Origin of the sequence: Paenibacillus silvestris (genome assembly GCF_009882985.1) — a bacterium.
In the GTDB taxonomy this organism is placed as follows: Bacteria; Bacillota; Bacilli; order Paenibacillales; family NBRC-103111; genus Paenibacillus_E; species Paenibacillus_E silvestris.
On sequence record NZ_WTUZ01000010.1, the window covers coordinates 92,621 to 110,721 of the forward strand.

The 18,101-nt window shown below is 44.0% G+C and carries 17 protein-coding genes; 5 read left to right on the forward strand and 12 right to left on the reverse strand.

Features of this window, described 5'->3' with window-relative positions:
• Positions 1-21: 21 nt before the first annotated feature.
• Positions 22-609 carry an NAD(P)H-dependent oxidoreductase gene (locus tag GQF01_RS03890; RefSeq protein ID WP_161405557.1) on the reverse strand — a complete coding sequence of 196 codons (588 nt, stop codon included), beginning with the start codon at positions 607-609 and terminating at the stop codon, positions 22-24.
• 119 nt (positions 610-728) lie between these two features.
• Here GQF01_RS03890 and GQF01_RS03895 point away from each other — a divergent pair, with 119 nt between their 5' ends.
• Positions 729-1,157 carry a MarR family winged helix-turn-helix transcriptional regulator gene (locus GQF01_RS03895; protein ID WP_161405558.1) on the forward strand — a complete coding sequence of 143 codons (429 nt, stop codon included), beginning with the start codon at positions 729-731 and terminating at the stop codon, positions 1,155-1,157.
• Positions 1,158-1,275: 118 nt separating this feature from the next.
• On the opposite strand, the gene GQF01_RS03900 is transcribed toward GQF01_RS03895, so the two are convergent.
• Entirely contained in the window at positions 1,276-1,620 is a 345-nt protein-coding gene (locus GQF01_RS03900) for a winged helix-turn-helix transcriptional regulator (RefSeq protein WP_161405559.1), read from the reverse strand.
• Positions 1,621-1,871: 251 nt separating this feature from the next.
• On the opposite strand from GQF01_RS03900, the gene GQF01_RS03905 reads away from it, so the two are divergent.
• Complete coding sequence (locus GQF01_RS03905) at positions 1,872-2,414, forward strand: NAD(P)H-dependent oxidoreductase (protein ID WP_161405560.1); 543 nt, start codon at positions 1,872-1,874, stop codon at positions 2,412-2,414.
• Positions 2,415-2,674: 260 nt separating this feature from the next.
• Here the strand turns inward: GQF01_RS03905 and GQF01_RS03910 are convergent, their stop codons facing one another.
• From GQF01_RS03910 to GQF01_RS03955, 10 genes are all read right to left on the reverse strand, one after another.
• Entirely contained in the window at positions 2,675-3,130 is a 456-nt protein-coding gene (locus GQF01_RS03910) for a GNAT family N-acetyltransferase (RefSeq protein WP_161405561.1), read from the reverse strand.
• An 85-nt stretch (positions 3,131-3,215) separates the two neighbouring features.
• On the reverse strand, positions 3,216-4,508 hold the full coding sequence (murA, locus tag GQF01_RS03915; protein ID WP_161405562.1) for a UDP-N-acetylglucosamine 1-carboxyvinyltransferase: 1,293 nt from the start codon (positions 4,506-4,508) through the stop codon (positions 3,216-3,218).
• Positions 4,509-4,526: 18 nt separating this feature from the next.
• Positions 4,527-5,291, reverse strand: a complete 765-nt coding sequence (locus GQF01_RS03920) for an FHA domain-containing protein (RefSeq protein WP_235958904.1) — start codon at positions 5,289-5,291, stop codon at positions 4,527-4,529.
• Between the two features lie 63 nt (positions 5,292-5,354).
• A complete protein-coding gene (locus GQF01_RS03925; protein ID WP_235958907.1) occupies positions 5,355-5,717 on the reverse strand; it encodes a zinc ribbon domain-containing protein in 363 nt (120 codons plus the stop codon).
• A gap of 172 nt (positions 5,718-5,889) precedes the next feature.
• Complete coding sequence (locus tag GQF01_RS03930; protein ID WP_161405563.1) at positions 5,890-7,341, reverse strand: MDR family MFS transporter; 1,452 nt, start codon at positions 7,339-7,341, stop codon at positions 5,890-5,892.
• Between the two features lie 151 nt (positions 7,342-7,492).
• On the reverse strand, positions 7,493-8,533 hold the full coding sequence (locus GQF01_RS03935) for an ABC transporter substrate-binding protein (protein WP_161405564.1): 1,041 nt from the start codon (positions 8,531-8,533) through the stop codon (positions 7,493-7,495).
• 169 nt (positions 8,534-8,702) lie between these two features.
• Positions 8,703-9,674, reverse strand: a complete 972-nt coding sequence (gene yjfF, locus GQF01_RS03940) for a galactofuranose ABC transporter, permease protein YjfF (RefSeq protein WP_161405565.1) — start codon at positions 9,672-9,674, stop codon at positions 8,703-8,705.
• Complete coding sequence (locus GQF01_RS03945; RefSeq protein WP_161405566.1) at positions 9,664-10,695, reverse strand: ABC transporter permease; 1,032 nt, start codon at positions 10,693-10,695, stop codon at positions 9,664-9,666. The genes yjfF and GQF01_RS03945 overlap by 11 nt, the downstream gene beginning before the upstream one ends.
• Before the next feature lie 6 nt (positions 10,696-10,701).
• The gene (locus GQF01_RS03950) at positions 10,702-12,210 is read right to left on the reverse strand and encodes a sugar ABC transporter ATP-binding protein (protein ID WP_161405567.1); all 1,509 of its coding nucleotides are present in this window, start codon (positions 12,208-12,210) and stop codon (positions 10,702-10,704) included.
• A 120-nt stretch (positions 12,211-12,330) separates the two neighbouring features.
• Positions 12,331-13,365, reverse strand: coding sequence for an ABC transporter substrate-binding protein (locus tag GQF01_RS03955; protein WP_161405568.1), 1,035 nt, complete (start codon positions 13,363-13,365; stop codon positions 12,331-12,333).
• 315 nt (positions 13,366-13,680) lie between these two features.
• On the opposite strand from GQF01_RS03955, the gene GQF01_RS03960 reads away from it, so the two are divergent.
• Genes GQF01_RS03960 through GQF01_RS03970 form a run of 3 tightly spaced genes read left to right on the forward strand, consistent with a single transcriptional unit; the run spans position 13,681 to position 18,048 of the window.
• Complete coding sequence (locus GQF01_RS03960; RefSeq protein WP_235958916.1) at positions 13,681-15,438, forward strand: sensor histidine kinase; 1,758 nt, start codon at positions 13,681-13,683, stop codon at positions 15,436-15,438.
• Entirely contained in the window at positions 15,438-17,087 is a 1,650-nt protein-coding gene (locus GQF01_RS03965; protein WP_161405570.1) for a response regulator, read from the forward strand. Before GQF01_RS03960 ends, GQF01_RS03965 begins: the two co-directional genes overlap by 1 nt.
• Entirely contained in the window at positions 17,071-18,048 is a 978-nt protein-coding gene (locus GQF01_RS03970) for a sugar ABC transporter substrate-binding protein (protein WP_235958920.1), read from the forward strand. Before GQF01_RS03965 ends, GQF01_RS03970 begins: the two co-directional genes overlap by 17 nt.
• Positions 18,049-18,101: the final 53 nt, after the last annotated feature.

Genomic DNA, 18,101 nt, shown 5'->3' on the forward strand with positions numbered 1-18,101 from the left:
CGGCAGTCTAATTCTCGAAAATTAATGAGCGACCGTTTTAAAATAGGTATATACTTTTTCTAATTTTCGTTGGTGATTTCCTCGCGGACTCTCCATACTGCCGAATTCAAAAAACTTGACCTTTTTGATTCCAACATAGCTAAATAGTGCTTTTTTCATTAATACTTTGTGAGCATTGTTTAGCCAATATAATGGGTACAGGACAGGTCCCTTCATACTTGAAATACACACCACCGACTTCCCCTTCAGAAGACCTTCGGCAAGTAACCCTCCCTTATCCTGAAAGGCAAATCCCGAAGCAAACATCTGATCGATATACCCCATAAGCATCGCTGGAGGTCGTCCCCACCAGATCGGATACACGAATACGATTTTGTCAGCCCATTTGAGCTGCTCCCTGTAGATGGCAAGATCAGGGTCCGCGTGCATATCTCTCCTACGCTTGTGCTCATTAAAAACCAGGATCGGATTAAATCCTTCCTCATAGAGATCCAATACCCTCATTTCACTTATTTTCGGATTTTCACTACTTCCTTGTATGACCTTCTGCAAAAATGCATAACTCAAACTTTGATGATTTGGATGCGTGTAAATGATCAGTGTTTTCATTGTAGCACTCCTTTACTTGTCTTTTGATAAGTAAAGCGTAGCACACACCCTTTTTAGTTGTCAATTGATAATTGTTAATTGATAATTAATCTGCTACTATTTCAGTATGAGGTGATCCTGTGGACAAGAATATACTGTTTCAGAAATTCATAACTTTCACGACGGCTGTGCACCAAGTAACGCATGATATGACGAAAGATGTGAGATCAGAATCCCTTACTCCCGTCCAATATAAAATTCTAGAATATATTGCTGTCAGCCAGCCCGTTACACTTAGCGAGATCAGTGACTGCATGCATATGTCTATGCCGAATACAAGCCGTGAGCTTAGAAAATTGACCGAGAAACATTTGTGCGAAAAGGTTGCTGATGCCGAAGACCGTCGCAAACAGTCTATCCGACTTTCTAATGAAGGTCATGCGATGATGGGTGAAGTTTTTCAACGTATTGAATCTCAGCTCGCCCAGAGAATCGGAACCGTATCCGATGAAGAATTGAAAGAGATTGAACGTGCACTGGATGTTTTGATGAGTAGAGTATTTTATTAAAAGTCAACAAAAATGCCACTTGCGGGAAATAACCATCTGCAAGTGGCTCTTCTTTTTTTGAACTCTTTCTACCTACCATACCTGTACCTATTCGTTTTCCAGGTTAGCCTCATGGATGTCATTCGTTTTCATTTATAAACTCGATATGGTGAAACCCCCACCCGCACATATCGGTCAGTATAGAACTTAACGTTCTTCCATGGTCAGATAGTGAATATTCGACTTTCGGTGGGATTGTCTGAAATACTTGCCGAATGATGAGTTTATCTTTCTCCATTTCGCGGAGCTGATTCGTAAGCATCCCTTGTGTTACTTCGGGGAGCATGCGTCTCAATTCACCAAATCGTTTGGTCCCCGCTTTCATCAATATAAACAAGATCAACGGCTTCCACTTTCCACCTATTGTTTGTAACGTAGTCACAATCCCCTGTGTTCGATACGATTGATCTCTATCAGTTTCCATAATGTTAACTCCTTATACCGCAAATTCCGAAGCTCATACCCCGACTTTATCAAAGTATTCTGAATTTCGTAAGTACTATTTTTTTACGTACTTAGTACGGTAAAACGTACTATTCCGAAGTACAGCAGATTGTATTCGTACGTATTTCCAGACTTAGTATGAAAAAAGAGCGTACTTTTCAAAAGTTTCATTCGACTCAATAATGGAGGTGTAGCAAAGCTAACTTGTGTAACATTCAGGAGGTTCCAAAAATGAAAACAATGATCGTAGTTGCCCATCCAAATTTAGAGACATCCCGCGCAAATCGAGCACTTATACTTGAAATTAGTAAACACCAAAACCTAGAAGTTCGAAACCTATATCATGAGCATCCGAATTGGAAGTTTGACATCGAGAAGGAGCAACAATTACTTTTAGCTTATGATCGGATAGTTTTACAATTTCCATTGTACTGGTATAGTTGTCCGCCGCTATTAAAGAAATGGTTCGACGATGTATTTACTTATGGCTGGGCTTATGGTCCTGGAGGAAATAATTTGCTGGGTAAAGAATTTATTATTGCAACAACAACGGGAGGTACGGAGAACTGCTACCAGGCAGGCGGAGACAATTGGTTCACAGTCAGTGAGTTTTTAAAACCTATCCAACGAACAATTACAAAATGTAATGGCACTTATCTTCCAGCTTTTGTAACCTATGGAGCTACAGCTCAGGATAACGATACCTATCTCTCACTTGAAGCTAAAAGATATGCTGCATATATTCAAACTCAAGCAAGTTTGCTGGTCCATTAAGCTTACACGTAAACCCCAGAGGACTTAAGGGTCCATTGGGGTTTCTTCTTTTACTTCTCGTGAGAAGTGATTGATCGAGAAACAGATAACCGATTAATCAGATTTGGTATCTCCAATAAGTTATCGCAAATCCCATTAGGAAGCGCAGATGAAGAGTCTTTACTCTTAAGAATTGTGAACAATCAAATCTAGATAATGAAAAATGTTCATATTGATAACTTTCAAAATTCTACCACGTCAAACAAGTGCGCGTTTCCTATTTATAGCTCTTTTGCCATTACAACACTCGTTTCTTTATAGCCTAGCTTTTCATACAAACCACGCGCTATTTGGTTATGAGCAAACACATGAAGTCCCATGCTCTTCACATCAAATTCTCTTGCCAGCTTCTCAATCTCTTCCATTGTTTGCTTACCAAATCCACGTCCTCGGAATTCGTTCTTAATCTTTATATCGTAGATAAACCCTTTATTGTTCGGTTTCAATGCTAACCAAATCATTCCTACCTCTTGGCCATCTGAACGAACCGTAAATAATTTATTATTTGCGGTTCTCTCACCATCAGGCAAAAGATGTGCGTATTGTTCTGTTGCCTTCCTGATAGACTCCAGTTCGCTCCAATTGCCGGATTGAACATTGCTTTCTGCATAGCTGTTAATGGCAGTGATGAGGTAATCCTGAAATTCTGTTGAATCCATGACATCTAAAGTAACCATATTTCGCTGACCCCTTTCCTAAAAAGCACTTCTCAAAAAACAAAACACCGCCATACCAAGCGCGATGTTTTGTGTTGTTCTTATATCAGAATGATTCACGAATTTGACTAGGTAACTCCTGCGCATCCATTTCATGCATCGAAAGTTTAGCTCCTATGGAACTGAAGCTGCCAATAATGTCTTCATAGCCGCGCTCGATGTGCTCAACGCCGGTAATAAACGTGCTTCCCTCTGCCGCTAGACCAGCCATCAACAAACAAGTGCCTGCACGCACATCTGTGGCATGCACCCAGCCGCCTTGCAATGGGCGTCCTCCGGTTATAAAAGCACTTTCGCTTCGCAAATCAATCTCTGCGCCAAGTCTCCGCAGCTGCGGAACGTGTGCGAGACGCTTAGGATAGATACGATCTGTAACTATGCTCTTGCCCTTGGCTTGAAGCAGAAGTGCGGTCATCGGTTGCTGTAAATCGGTGGCGAAGCTCGGATACATCCCTGTGCGAATTCGCGTAGCTTTCAGTGAATTTGTTCCATATGCGGTAATTTGACTATCGCCACATTCCACATGCATCCCTATTTCCTCCAGCTTAGCTAGACATGATCCCAGATGCTCCGGGATGACGTCCATGACTGTAACCTGTCCCCCGTGGAGCCCGGCAGACATCAGGAAAGCTCCGGCAATCAGCCTGTCTGGGATTACTGTGTGCGTACCCCCATCCAGATACGAGACGCCTTCAATTCGAATATGTTCCGTTCCCGCTCCGTAGATTCGCGCACCTAATTGAATGAGGAACCTTGCCGTATCGCAAACTTCCGGATCCATAGCTGCATTATGTAGTTGCGTCCGCCCTTTGGCCAGCACAGCTGCCAGCATGGCATTAATCGTCGCACCAGAAGTAATGGTGTCGAAATAAATGTCCGCCCCCTTCAGCTCCGCAGCTTCGACCTCGTAATAATCTTTGAAGAGATTTACCTGCGCTCCGAGCGCTTTAAACACCTTAATATGCTGATCAATCGGCCTTGAAACGAAATCATCGCCACCAGGTAAACCGATTGTGACTTTACCGAATTTGGAAAGTAACGCGCCTACAAAATAATAAGAAGCCCGGTAGCTCGAAGCTTTACCAGGATCAATCACCGAACTGTGAATCCAACGTGGGTCAATAATGACTTGTCCGCCACGCTGTTCTAACTTCATGCCAATATCTCGCCCAATCTCCGCAATAACACGGACATCGTCAATGCGTGGGATACCTTCAAAAGTTACGATATTATCTGCCAGACAAGCAGCAGCAAGTAAAGCAAGGGAGCTGTTCTTCGCTCCCGGGATATGTACCGTTCCGTTAAGTGGGCCAGAATATTCTGCCTGTATATACTTCAAGAAGTGTCCCTACTTTCCTTATGACGATTTCAATTCAGTTTCGAGCATGTAGCCGCTGCCGCGGACAGCGCTAATCAGAAAGGTTGCTTTTCCGTATTTTTTTCGAACTCGATAGATCAGGGCATTGAGTTCATCCAATGTTACGTCTGAGAAGCCTTCTGCTCCTGTAGATCTTTCTGGCCACACCCTAGATTTAATTTCCTCGAGCGGCACGAGCCGATTGGCATTATCGTGCAGCACACGAATCAGTAAATACTCTTTTTCGGACATTAGGATTCGCTTGCCTTCCACGACACATTCTCTTCTATCCCAATGAATCATGAGCGGCATTTCCAAATGACTGGTGATGCTGAGCGGTTCTATTTCTAAGGTCTGATCGGCGAACATATAAGAAAAATGGATGACGGTCATCCCTTTAGAGAGCTTAATGATATCAAAATTTTTCAACGTATATGGGGTGTGCGGCGTTAACAAAACACCGTTGATCTCTGTTCCGTGACGACTCCCTAAATCATAAAGTACCGCCTTGTCTTGCTCTTTCCGGATGACGAGATGCTCCCGGGAAATAAAAGCGTTCGTAAGGGGCAAATCCGGAGTTAACTGATGGGATACCCGGCCGACCAGTGTCTCATCCTCACTGAGATTTACGCAGGTGCCCGGTCGATAAGGTTCACCGCGTACGATGTATAAGCATGCAAAGTTTTCCAGTTTACTTCCCTCCTCTTGCTGATGCTGCTTTACTTCTTCAAACGGAAATTGCCCTCTATTATTATCGTAACTCAAAATGAGTCTGATTAAAACCTCTTGACACTGACGCCTCGCTCACATTTCAGTAACAGCGATCATCTAAACCCCGAATAATATGTCCATAATGGTTCCTAACTTACCTGATTTATGCCCTCTTAGTACATCCGGATTATAAGCTTCCACAAAGCCACAATTCAAGCAAGAAACAAATAAAAAATGATTATTTTCGATATCAAAAATCTTACTGAAACCTGTCCCATTCACAGCAACTTCTTTGACCGAACACTCACAGGTTCCACACTTAGCACATTTGAATTTATGAATTATCGCGTCCTCAATGCTAAGTTCTTCTACATTTTCTTCTACATCCATGCTGTAATTCTTCTCTACAGCATGCGCTTCATCTACGAAGTGCTCTGGAAGAACTTCTTGCTTACAATTTGGGCAAACGTTATCTTTCAAGTGAACAAGTTGATTACACCAAGGGCATTCAATCATCATTTCTCATTCCTTTCTGACTTTCTGTAACCAAATTTTAACACATATTGGAAGTAATCTTGTCGTTAACTTTGATGTCCAAACACTAAAAAAGAACGCAATTGGTTTCCCATGCGTTCTCTTTATTAGATTATCATTACCCCTGAAGACCCACTGCTCGGCGCTTGTTTCGCTTCTCTCTCAGAATGAAACTAAGAGGAATAGCCACAATACAGATAAATACGGCGATCAGGAATACATCCTGAACCGCTAGCGTCATGCCCTGATCCCGTATGAAAGAGGAGCTTGCCGACGCATCTACTCCTACATCCTTCTGGTGTGCTAATGACCTTGCAGCAAGAAGGGAGCTGAACACTCCAATTGAAAGCGCACCTACTGCTTGCCGCACCCAGTTCGTCACAGATGAGGCGTGGCCAGACTTCTCCTTCGAGATGGAAGACATTCCAGCGTTCATAACTGGCATGAATGCCAGCGAAATCCCGATATAACGAATTGTCATCCAGCCTGCTGCATAGACGTGAGAGGCCTGCAAGCTAATATGACTTAGCTCCCAGTTGGATACAATTAACAGAAGAATACCGCCCATGATGAGAGGAAAAGGTCCCGTTCGACTGTACAGCTTACCCACGATGGGGGAACAGAGCGCCATAACCATGGAACCGGGTAACAGGATGAGTGCTGTGACCAGCGGGGTCGAATGTTGAACGTCCTGCACAAACACTGGAATTAATAGAGTGCCCGAGTACAGCGAAGCGGTAATGATGCAATTGATGATCAAGCTATACGTAAATCGGCGCGTTCGGAACACGCTAAGGTTAAGCAGTGGACTAGCTATGCGCAGTTCCCGACGAATGAAGTAGATGAGCGCTGCCACTCCCACAAGAAAAAAGAAGAGCGTTTTCCAATTGGTCCAGCCCCACCCGTTCCCTTCGGTAAAAGAGAGAATAATAAAGGAGCTGCTGAGCAGCACGGTGATAAATCCAGGAAAGTCAAACGTCTTAGACGAATTGATGCTCAGATATGGCAAGCATTTGAACGCGACGGCGACGGCTGCAATTCCGATAGGCACGTTAAGCATAAATAACGACTGCCAGCCGAAATACTCCGTTAATAGACCTCCCAAGGTTGGACCGAATGCAGGCGCCAGCATGGAGGATAAGCTCCATAAGCTCATCGCGAATGGCTGCCTGTCTTTTTCAATAAACTGATAAATCATCGTTAAAGTCGTTGGAATAATTAAGCCGCTGAACACGCCCTGCAGCGTGCGGAAAATGATCAGAGAATTGATACTCCAAGCTACCGTACATAATGCAGCGAACAGCGTAAACCCCGACAACGCGAAAATATAGAGTCTTTTATAGCTGAATCTGTCACCGAAATAGCCCACAATCGGAGCGACAACTCCCGTAGCGAGTAAAAAGCCGGTAATCATCCACTGAACCTTGCCGAGCTCAGCATCGAAATCTTTCATAAATATCGGGAACGCCACATTGATCGTAGTCGAGCTGAGAATAGCCATAAAGTTTCCAAAAAAGATGGCCAGAATAATGAACCAGAACGAGGATCGTTCAGATGAGCTGTTCGTCACTTCGTTTCCCCTTTTCCATCATAATGAATTGGACGATTTTGGATGTAATTGTATGATGCAATTAAATGTTAATATATGTATTATACAACCATATGCCTGATAGTCAATAATAACAAAAAAACCACCAGAAATGGTGGCTAATCCGCACTTCTCAATACTTCCTTTTACCTACCTCTTCTAAAGCCATCGTCTCCGTAAAAACACTCTCAGGCGTTACGATTCTTTTGGGCAAGCTACGTCCTTGCATAAGTTCGTTGACTGCTTGCATTAAGTTAGGCCCCAACAATGGGTTGCATTCCACGACACTATTAATTTTGCCCTCAGCCATTTTCTCAAATGCTTTGTTCGTGCCATCAACAGATACAATGATAATATCCTTCCCAGGACGCAATCCGAACTCCTCAATCGCCTCAATTGCGCCAAGAGCCATATCATCATTATGCGAATACAGAACGTTAATTTCATTACCCATTTTGTTCAGAAAAGACTTCATGACTTGCTTCCCCTGGGCAAAAGTAAAATCAGCCGCCTGGCTCTTCAGGATCTTTAAATTCTCATGCTCCTTAATGACATCTCGGAACCCTTTACCTCTGGCTATGGAAGGGGTTGAGCCTTCCGTGCCTCCAAGTTCAACGATGCCAACGATCTCCTTTTTGCTGCTCAGTTTATCAATCACATATTTCCCGGCTTTTCTACCCTCTTCATAGAAATCTGAACCTATATAGGTCACATATAAAGAAGAATCACTCACATTTACTAAACGGTCTAGAATAATCAGCGGAATGCCAGCTTGTTTAATTTCTTTCAAAATCGGTTCCCAACCTGACTCGATAACCGGCGCGATCGCGATAACATCCACTTTTTGTTTAATAAAAGAACGGATGGCTTCAAATTGCTTGGATTGTGATTGATCTGCGTCCTCAAAATGCAGCTCAATGCCTGCTTCCTCCGCTGCTTCTCTAATGGATATCGTATTCGCATTCCGCCATGCGCTTTCCGATCCTAGCTGCGAGAATCCCAATACGATTGGACGAACAAGCCCCTGATCTTGGTCTGTATGATTCACAACGTTTTTAGCGGCTGTTTTATCCTCACTAGATGTAAAGCGGGTAGAGGAATTATGAACAGAATCAAACGTATATAAAATCAAAATCATACCCAGAAACAGGATAATCAACAGTTTGCTTCTCATTAATGAGCTGAATGATCTCCCCAGCATCGGAATCCCCTTTTAGCAAAAATTTCCTTCTACTTCTTATGTTTGTATTATAAAACGCTTACAAGAAAGTAACAATATGCATGCAGGAAAAAAGACTTCGCTTGACAATTGTTCATTGCCCTCAAAGTCTTTTCAACCACCATTACATGCTTTTCTTGGTAAACCACTTCCGCTCACTTAATGCCTTTTGAAGCAAAATGAACAGGCAAAGCAGCATGCCGATCGCAATTTTCGTCCACCATGAACTAAGTGTTCCTTCGAAGCTTACAATGGTCTGAATCACCCCTTGAATCAGAACCCCGAAGAACGTGCCAGCAATATAGCCTACTCCCCCGGTTAAAAGCGTACCGCCAATCACCACAGCGGCGATTGTATCCAGCTCCATCCCCATTGCATGTAAGCCATAGCCGGATAACATATAGAAAGTGAATACAACACCAGCCAGTGCTGAGCAGAAACCACTGAACGCGTACACGCCCATTTTCGTTTTGGCTACAGGCAATCCCATTAGGATCGTCGACTGCTCGCTTCCTCCAATGGCATATGCATTGCGCCCGAAGCGCGTGTAGTGAGCCATATACATGCCAATTGCAACGACGAGTAAGGCAATGACAACGCTAATCGAAATGAAGTTGCCGCCAGGCATCGGAATTTTGGTCTGAGCCATGCTCGTGTAAATCGGGTTATCAATGGTAATTGTGTTAATGGAGATTACATAACATAACCCTCTTGCTAAGAACATCCCAGCCAATGTGACGATGAAGGGTTGGATTTTGAAATAGTAAATGATAGCTCCCATCGCCCATCCGAACAACGCACCTATGATGAGAACGAGCGGGATAACCAGAACTGGCGACCAGCCTGCTTGCACCAGCGAAGCGGAAATCATGGTCGTTAGAGCAATGACAGAACCGACCGATAGATCGATCCCGCCTGAGATAATAACGAAGGTCATCCCCACGGCCGTTATCAATAAAAAAGCATTATCGATAAGCAGATTCAGCAGAACCTGCAGGGAGAAGAAGCCCGCATACCGGAAAGAACCTGCGATATACATCAAGGCGAATAAACAGATCGTTACATAAATCGGAACATATTTGCGATTAAACAACATGACGTTTGACCTCCCGTTCAGCTGGATAATGACGACTCTTCCAGCGGGCAACGATGGATTGGCGGAAGGCCTCGGATTGAATTAAACAGACAGCAAGCACGACAAAGGCTTTAACAACTAGTGTGATTTCAGGAGGAACACCGATCATATAGATGGTTGTCGTCAACGTTTGGATGATGAGTGCTCCGATCAATGTGCCCGTCAGATAGAATCTTCCACCATTAAGTGAAGTGCCGCCAATGACGACTGCAAGAATCGCGTCCAGCTCGTACCACAAACCTGCGTTGTTACCGTCAGCGCTGGACACGTTCGAGCTCAAGATCAAGCCGGCAATCCCCGCACATACACCGCAGAAAATATAGACTGCGAGCATGACCGTACGTGAGCGAATGCCCGCTAAGCGGCTTGCAGTTGGCTTGCAGCCGACGGATTCTATAAACAGTCCGAGCGCTGTTTTGCGGGTTAGTATTGCTGCTGCGGCAAACACGATAGCGACCAGAAAGATAGAAAACGGCAAAGTGGCTAACGATCCTGCGCCAATATATTTGTATGATGAACTCGTTACCGTGATGATTTGCCCTCCTGTAATGAGCTGAGCAATCCCTCTTCCGGCTACCATCAGAATCAGAGTCGCGATGATCGGTTGAATACCCGCGTTCGCAACCAAGAAGCCGTTCCAGAGTCCTAGCACCAGCGATAACACGAGTGAAATCACAATCGACAGCACGAGTACGCTTACAGCGTTCTGATCACTGCTTTTGCTAATCGTTAAACAAGACAGTGCTCCGGAAATAGCCACCACGGAGCCAACGGAAAGATCGATACCTTTGGTTGCAATAACTAAGGTCATGCCAATAGCCACTAGAATGAGCGGCGATCCGAAATTCAAAATATCAATTAAGCTTCCATATAAGTGGCCATCCTTCATTTGAATGGAGAAGAAGCTTGGTGAATAGATGAAATTGAACAACAGCAGCACGGCTAGCATGCACACTGGCCAAAATAAATGATGCTTAACCATGTTTCCTCATCCCCCCGCTATTGCTTTCATGACATTACGCTGACTAATTTCCTCGCCAGACATTTCCTTCACTTTCTTACGATCCCGCAATACGGCAATGCGCTGGCTGACCCGCAGCACTTCTTCCAGCTCAGAAGAAATGAAGAGTACCGACATCCCCTTCTGAGAAAGCGATAGAACAAGCTTCTGAATCTCCGCTTTTGCACCGATATCAATTCCTCTTGTTGGCTCATCTAAGATCAAAAGCTTAGGATTCATAAGCAGCCATCTGGCTAGCAGTACTTTCTGCTGATTGCCTCCGCTCAAATTTTTGATGAGATGCTCCGGATTAGGAGGGTTGATATTCAATGCGCGGATATATTCGTCCGCAATTTCGTTCTGACGCTTGCGGGGAATCGTATTGAACCAGCCACGTGTTGCTTGCAGCGCGAGGATCATATTCTCCCGAATGGTCAGATCGTCAATGATGCCTTCCGTTTTCCGGTTCTCGGAGCAGAAGGCGATACCTTGGTCTATCGCTTGTCTCGGTGAATGAATCGTTTCATTCGAATCCGTAAACTTCAGCTTTCCTGAATCTGCTCGATCTGCTGCAAAGAGCAATCTCGCAAACTCAGTTCTTCCAGATCCTAGAAGCCCCGCCAAGCCAACAATCTCCCCTTTATGAATGGTCAAATCAGTGGCTTCTATGGAGCCCTTTTTCCCTAGCGAATAGGCCTCTATTAATACCTCCGCGTTCAACCCTTTATCGTTCGAGCTCTTCGGAAGATCCTCCAGCAAATGCAGTTCTTTGCCAATCATCTTCGAAACTAAATCTATGCGGGAGAGCTTCTCAGCCATATACTCTCCAACAAATTCTCCATTACGAAGAATGGTTATTCGATCTGAGATTTCATACACCTGATCAAGGAAATGCGTCACAAAGAGAATGGCTAATCCTTCTTTCTTCAGTCTCGTCATGACGGTAAATAGCTGCATGACTTCTCCACGGTCCAGACTGGAAGTAGGCTCATCCAGGATAAGTACCTTCGCGGAAATGCTGACTGCTCTCGCAATCGCGATTAATTGCTGCACGGCTACCGAATAGTTATGCAGAGGCAATGTCACATCAATCTCCAAATTCATTCTCTTCTTCAGCAGTTCAGCAGCATCTAGGTTCATTTTCTTCCATAAAATACGACCGAAGCGGCGTGGCTCGCGGCCTATAAACATATTTTCCGCTACAGAAAGATTTGGACACAAATTAACTTCCTGATACACCGTGCTGATTCCCGCTTGTTGCGCATCCAAAGGGCTATTGATCTTTATTGATTCCTGATCCATTTCTACATATCCTTGGTCAATGGCATACACACCGGTAAGAACCTTGATCAAAGTAGACTTCCCTGCGCCATTCTCCCCCATCAGCGCGTGAACCTCTCCGGGAAACAACTGGAAGTTAACACCTGACAGCGCTTTGACACCGGGAAATTGTTTGTGAATATCGGTCATTTGCAAGATCGGCTGATTTTCACTCATCGAATGACTCCTCTCCAAATAGAGAAAAGCCACTCCACCTGCTACTTGTATGGAGTGGCTTTCTTCTTTTCTCTTTAGTTATTTGTACTGGTTATTCTAACTGGTTACTCGAACTGGTTATTAGTACTGGCGATCAGCAAGCACTTTCTTCGCGTCTTCCGAAGTAAACACGCCTTCTTTCGTTACGATCCGTTTCTCAATTTGTTTGCCAGCAATAACGTCATTAACTGCTTGCATCAGCTGTGGCCCAAGTAATGGATTACACTCAACGATAAAGTTGATCTTACCTTCGCTCGCTGCTGTCATGCCGTCTTTTACCGCATCGACGGAAATAATGGTAATGTCTTGACCTGGCTTGAGGCCAGCAGCTTCAATGGCTTGAATGGCTCCAAGCGCCATATCATCATTGTGGGCATATAGCACATCGATATCTTTATGAGCTTTCAGGAACGCCTGCATAACTTCTTTCCCTTTCGCTCGTGTGAAGTCTCCGGTTTGAGAAGCAATCACTTTCAAGTGAGCATTGCCTTTGATCTCTTCAGCGAAACCTGCTTTGCGATCGTTGGCTGGGGCGGAACCTGTTGTTCCTTGAAGCTCAACAATGTTCACATCTTCCTTCGCATCTTTGTACTTATCGGCAACCCATTTGCCAGCTTTCTTGCCTTCTTCCACGAAATCAGAACCAATAAATGTTACGTACAAAGAGGTGTCTTTGGAATCAACTGCACGGTCTGTCAGAATGACCGGGATTTTCGCATCTTTCGCTTCTTTCAGAACCGTATCCCAGCCGGATTCAACGACTGGCGAGAACGCAATGACGTCTACTTTTTGTTGAATGTAGGTACGAATGGCTTTGATTTGATTCTCTTGTTTCTGTTGAGCGTCGGAGAATTTCAAATCAAAACCTGCCTCCTTGGCTGAGTCTTGCACTGATTTCGTATTCGCTGTTCGCCATCCGCTTTCCGCTCCAACTTGAGCAAAGCCAAGCGAGATTTTCTTTGCAGCAGCAGGTGCTGCTGGAGCCGTAGTAGCTCCTGCGTTAGTTGTCGGAGCTGCCGTGCTCGATCCTGTTGGTGTACTACCCCCGCAGGCTGCTGTGAGCAGCATTAGACAGGAGGCCACAACGAGAACCCCCATTTTTTTCGTAATAATCATGTTATTTCCTCCCCATCGTTCACCTCTTGTTCGGTGTGACCTCATTATAAAACGCTTTCACCTACCTTTTATACGGAGTTTCACGCTCAATTCTTGTAAATTTTTTAGTGATTTGCCCTGACTTTTTCATGAAAAGTTTGTTTTTATAAGAGAAAATTGTTATTTGTGGTTGTATGTATACGTTGCCATATCCGCACGGAAGACAATTTGATATAGTAAGATGGAGACTACTACCTCCGCATTAGAAAGGTTACTTAAACATTTATGAGATTAATCCAATGGATTTCATCGAGCTTACAAACGAAGTTGCTCACAATGTTTATCATTCTAACGTGCATTCCTCTTATCTCGGTTGGACTCATCTCCTACCAGAAATCATTTAAAACCGTTTTTAATAACAGTAAAGCAGCCGCCATGTTATCCGCAGATCAGCTTGCCAGAGATCTGGATACACAATTTATAGACACGAGAAAGCTGCTTGAAATTAGTAAAAACACACAAGTGCTTCGGTTCTTATTTTCCCAAGAGGATACCTACGAGGATACCAAACAAATCCTAAGAACCATGGATTCCTACAGACAAACGTACCAATATGATAGCGTTCTCAATATAACCATGGTGAACTTGTACGGTCGTGGCATTAGCGAAAGAAAAGGGTTGTTTCAGCTTGAGAAGAATCCGCTGCGCAACTTGCACTTGACGTATTTGACGAAAAACCCAGACGAGGTGTTAATTGTCCCTCCTTCTGAAGCTTCTACGCTGGACAGAATCGACGGCTTTCAATACAGTAACTCGAATGTCATCTCCATCATGGCCGCCGTGAAGCAGCAGATTACGCATGAAGTAATTGGATTTATCGTCATCGATGTTGATGATAAAGTTGTCACGCAATTTTGCGATAACGTTACGATCGGCCAGTCAGGGTTCTACTTTGTTGTTGATTCATCCGGTACCCCCATCTTTAAGCCATCAACACTGAAAGCAACTGTCAAGCTCCCGCCCCCCTCAGATTTATCACACATACTAAACGGAACTGACACGAATTACATAGATTCATCCGAAGGCAAGCCGAAATTCGTCTACGTTGCGCCTTCGCTGATGACAGGCTGGAGTATTGTAGGCTACGTTCCCCTTCAAGAAATTGTTGAAGAAGCGAATTCCATTCGACAGCTCATCATCATTACCGTTGTTTTAAGTTTTGTCTTTGCCGTTTCCCTTCATTTTTTCATTTCAAACCGTTTGATACATCCTCTTCATCTTTTAAAAAGTAAAATGCAGCTCGCCGCTTCAGGTTACTTGGAAGCCAAAGTCGTTCCAAAGGGCAACGATGAAGTCGCGCTGCTCGGCAAAAGCTTTAACATCATGCTTAGTAAAATTCGTAAACTGCTCGAACAAAGCATTAAGGAGCAAGAGGAAATTAAAAAGGCGGAATTGCGGGCTCTGCAAGCACAAATTAACCCCCACTTTCTGTATAACACACTGGACTCCATCGTATGGATGGCGGAGGCGGGCAAGAATAGTCAAGTCATTCAGTTGGTTCAATCGCTATCCAAGCTGTTCCGAATTTCTTTAAGCAAGGGACGTGACTGGATTATTATTAATAAAGAAATCGAGCATGTGCATAGTTATTTAGTCATTCAACAAATGCGCTACCGCGATATTTTGGATTATGAGATTGAGATTGACGCCCGATTGAACCCTTATCCGATCTTGAAAATGATCCTTCAGCCTATTGTCGAGAACGCTTTATATCATGGCTTAAAGAACAAGCGCAGAAAAGGTATGATTCGAATCATCGGCCTGATTGAGAACGAGGAAGACATTGTACTACTTGTAGAAGATGACGGCATTGGAATGTCACCGGAGAAGCTTGAACAGATGCGCGAATATTTAACGAATGATCAACCTCCTGAGCAAACCGGCAATGAAGTGTCCGGAGGGTTCGGCCTGCATAATGTTCAACAAAGAATCAAACTGTATTATGGGAATAAATATGGTGTGAGTATCGACAGTATTCAAAATGAGGGGACGAAAGTTACGATTCGAATACCCATGACAGGAGGTAATATGTAATGAAAAAAGTGTTACTGGTTGACGATGAGATTCTAATCCGTGAAACAATTCGTGATACAATCCAATGGGAAAAGGAAGGCTTTATTTACTGCGGAGATGCTTCAGACGGTGAAGTTGCCCTCCCAATGATAGAGCAGTATCAACCTGATATTCTCATTACAGATATTAAAATGCCCTTCATGGATGGCTTGGAACTCAGTTCATTTGTTAGGAAAAATATGCCCGATATCAAAATTGTGATCCTAAGTGGGCATGGCGATTTCGAATATGCGCGAACCGCCCTGCGTCTTGGCATAGAGGAATATTGCACAAAACCGATCAGCTCGGCAGATTTGCTCGTAACACTCCGTCAGGTTAGCGACAAGATAGATGCTGCACGTCAGGAGAAATTGGAGATCGAGCAATTAAAGCTGGAAGAAAGAAGGCAAGCCAGTTTAACCCAAAGTAAGCTGCTGAATGATTTGTGCAGCGGATTTATTACAACTTCCGAGGCTGTTCATTTAAGTTCCAAATTGAACTTGAATCTGCTCTCACGTTACTATGTTGTCGTAACCGCCGATTTCCGAAAACTAACTCTCTCGGATTCCTTTCAGGAGAACTTCTTAGACGACATGAAGCAAGCCGAACATAAACTGAATCTCAAGCTAGATGGCAGCAACCACTTGGTGTTCAAACGCAGTAAAACGGAATGGGTATGGATCTTGAAATTTGACTCACCAGAACAAACCAAACAGGCATTAGATACGGTTCAGCAAGCTCAAAATCAATCAATGGAGCATCTCTCCTACTCCATATCCATTGGGATCGGAAGTGTTCAAGATCGGATGCAGGGCATTCATGTTTCATTCCTTGAAGCCATGGAAGACATGCACTGGCGCCGTTTATCAAGGCAGAATCGCCATGCGATGCTGGAATCAAGAAACGGTTCCTTCGAGCAGTCCGTCTTCTTAGACCGGGCAAAATTTGTAGAATTTCTGAAGATTGGCTCTCCGGCTCATACAGAAACGTTCATTCATTCATTTGCCTCCATCCTTCAGCATACAGATTGGCACTCTTCACTTATTGGCTACTACATATTAAACGATTTGACGTTGGAAGTATTTCGATCAGCAAGGGATTCTTACCCTAATATCGCGAACTTCGATATCACACTTTATGAGCTGCAGAAGGACATAGAATCGATTCGGACATTGGATGAAGCGCGCTCCTACTTGATTAAGCTGGCCGAACAATATTGGCAGTGGCGGTCAGGAGCATCTGATAAACATGGAGATATGTTGCTTAAAGTAAAGAAATACATCCATGAGCATTATGATAAAGACTACTTTTCTCTTCAAGATGCTGCAGACCATGTCAATTTAAGCTCAGGTCATTTAAGTAAAGTGTTCAGCCAAGAAAATGGCCAAACGTTCATTGAATACTTAACCCAAACAAGAATCCGCAAGGCGATGGAACTGCTTCAGACAACTCAAGCCAAATCCTATGAGATTGCTTTCCTTGTTGGCTATAACGATGCTCATTATTTTTCAAATCTATTTAAGCGAGTAACCGGTATGACGACTAGGCAGTTCCGCAAAAATGGCCAATATAACAAAGACTTGCCTACACCTGAGAGAGAGGAGCATAAGGGCTTTGTCAGTTACTCTTAGGAAATCCTTTCTAATCTTAGTGTTCTTCTCACTCTTTACAACCGTGGGCTGCCAGGATTCCAATCATACGACTGGTCCTTTGTTCTCTACGGTAACGCCATCTTCTTCACAAAAAAGTGAACATCCTCCCGCTTATACATTTGGGATTATTTATCCAATGGCACATTCTTTTTATGAAGTTATTACACAATTAGCTGAAAAAACAGCTGCCTCCAATTCCGTTCAGTTAATCGTCAAAGCACCGGAAGAGGTTAGTTTAGAACAGCAGATTCGCATGATGGAAACCATGATTAAACAAAAGGTAGACGGGATTGCGATTGCTCCAATTGATCCAGATGCTCTTGTCCCTGCTATCAACAAAGCTGTCGAAGCTGGGATACCCGTTGTGTGTTTCGAAACCGACTCACCATTAAGCCGGCGCCTATCCTACATCGGCCCTGATCATTACAAAGGCGGCGCTTTAATGGGGGAAGTCGTTAGCAAGCTCATGAAAGGAAAAGGCATGGTGCTTGTTGAATCGGGAATGTCTAGCACTCCTATTCAGAAAAACCGGCTTTCCGGCATGCTCGACTACTTATCTCGGAATACGGCTATTCAAGTGCTTGAAGTAGGTTATAACGAGGGCTCCTCCGATAAAGCTCTGTCTGACTTGGAGCGTATGATCGATGACCACCCTCACTTCGACACACTTATCACCCTTGATATTTTGTCCAGTTCCGCCTCGATCCTCTTATGGAAGGCCAAAGGATTGAAACGAAATGCCTTGTCTTTCGGGATGATGCCCAATGTGAAAGAAGCCCTTATCAACGGCCAGATAACCTCTGTTATCTCTCAGAACGAGCAAGTATGGGGAGATGATATTATTGCACAACTGCTTCGCGCAGCACGTGGAGAAACGATTCCGGTATACATGGATACCGGAAATAAAGAGATGACGAAGGATTCACTAGAAGTAAGATAAAAACATCCCTTCCCGCAGAAGACTGCAGGAAGGGATGTTTTTGCTGTTAAGCA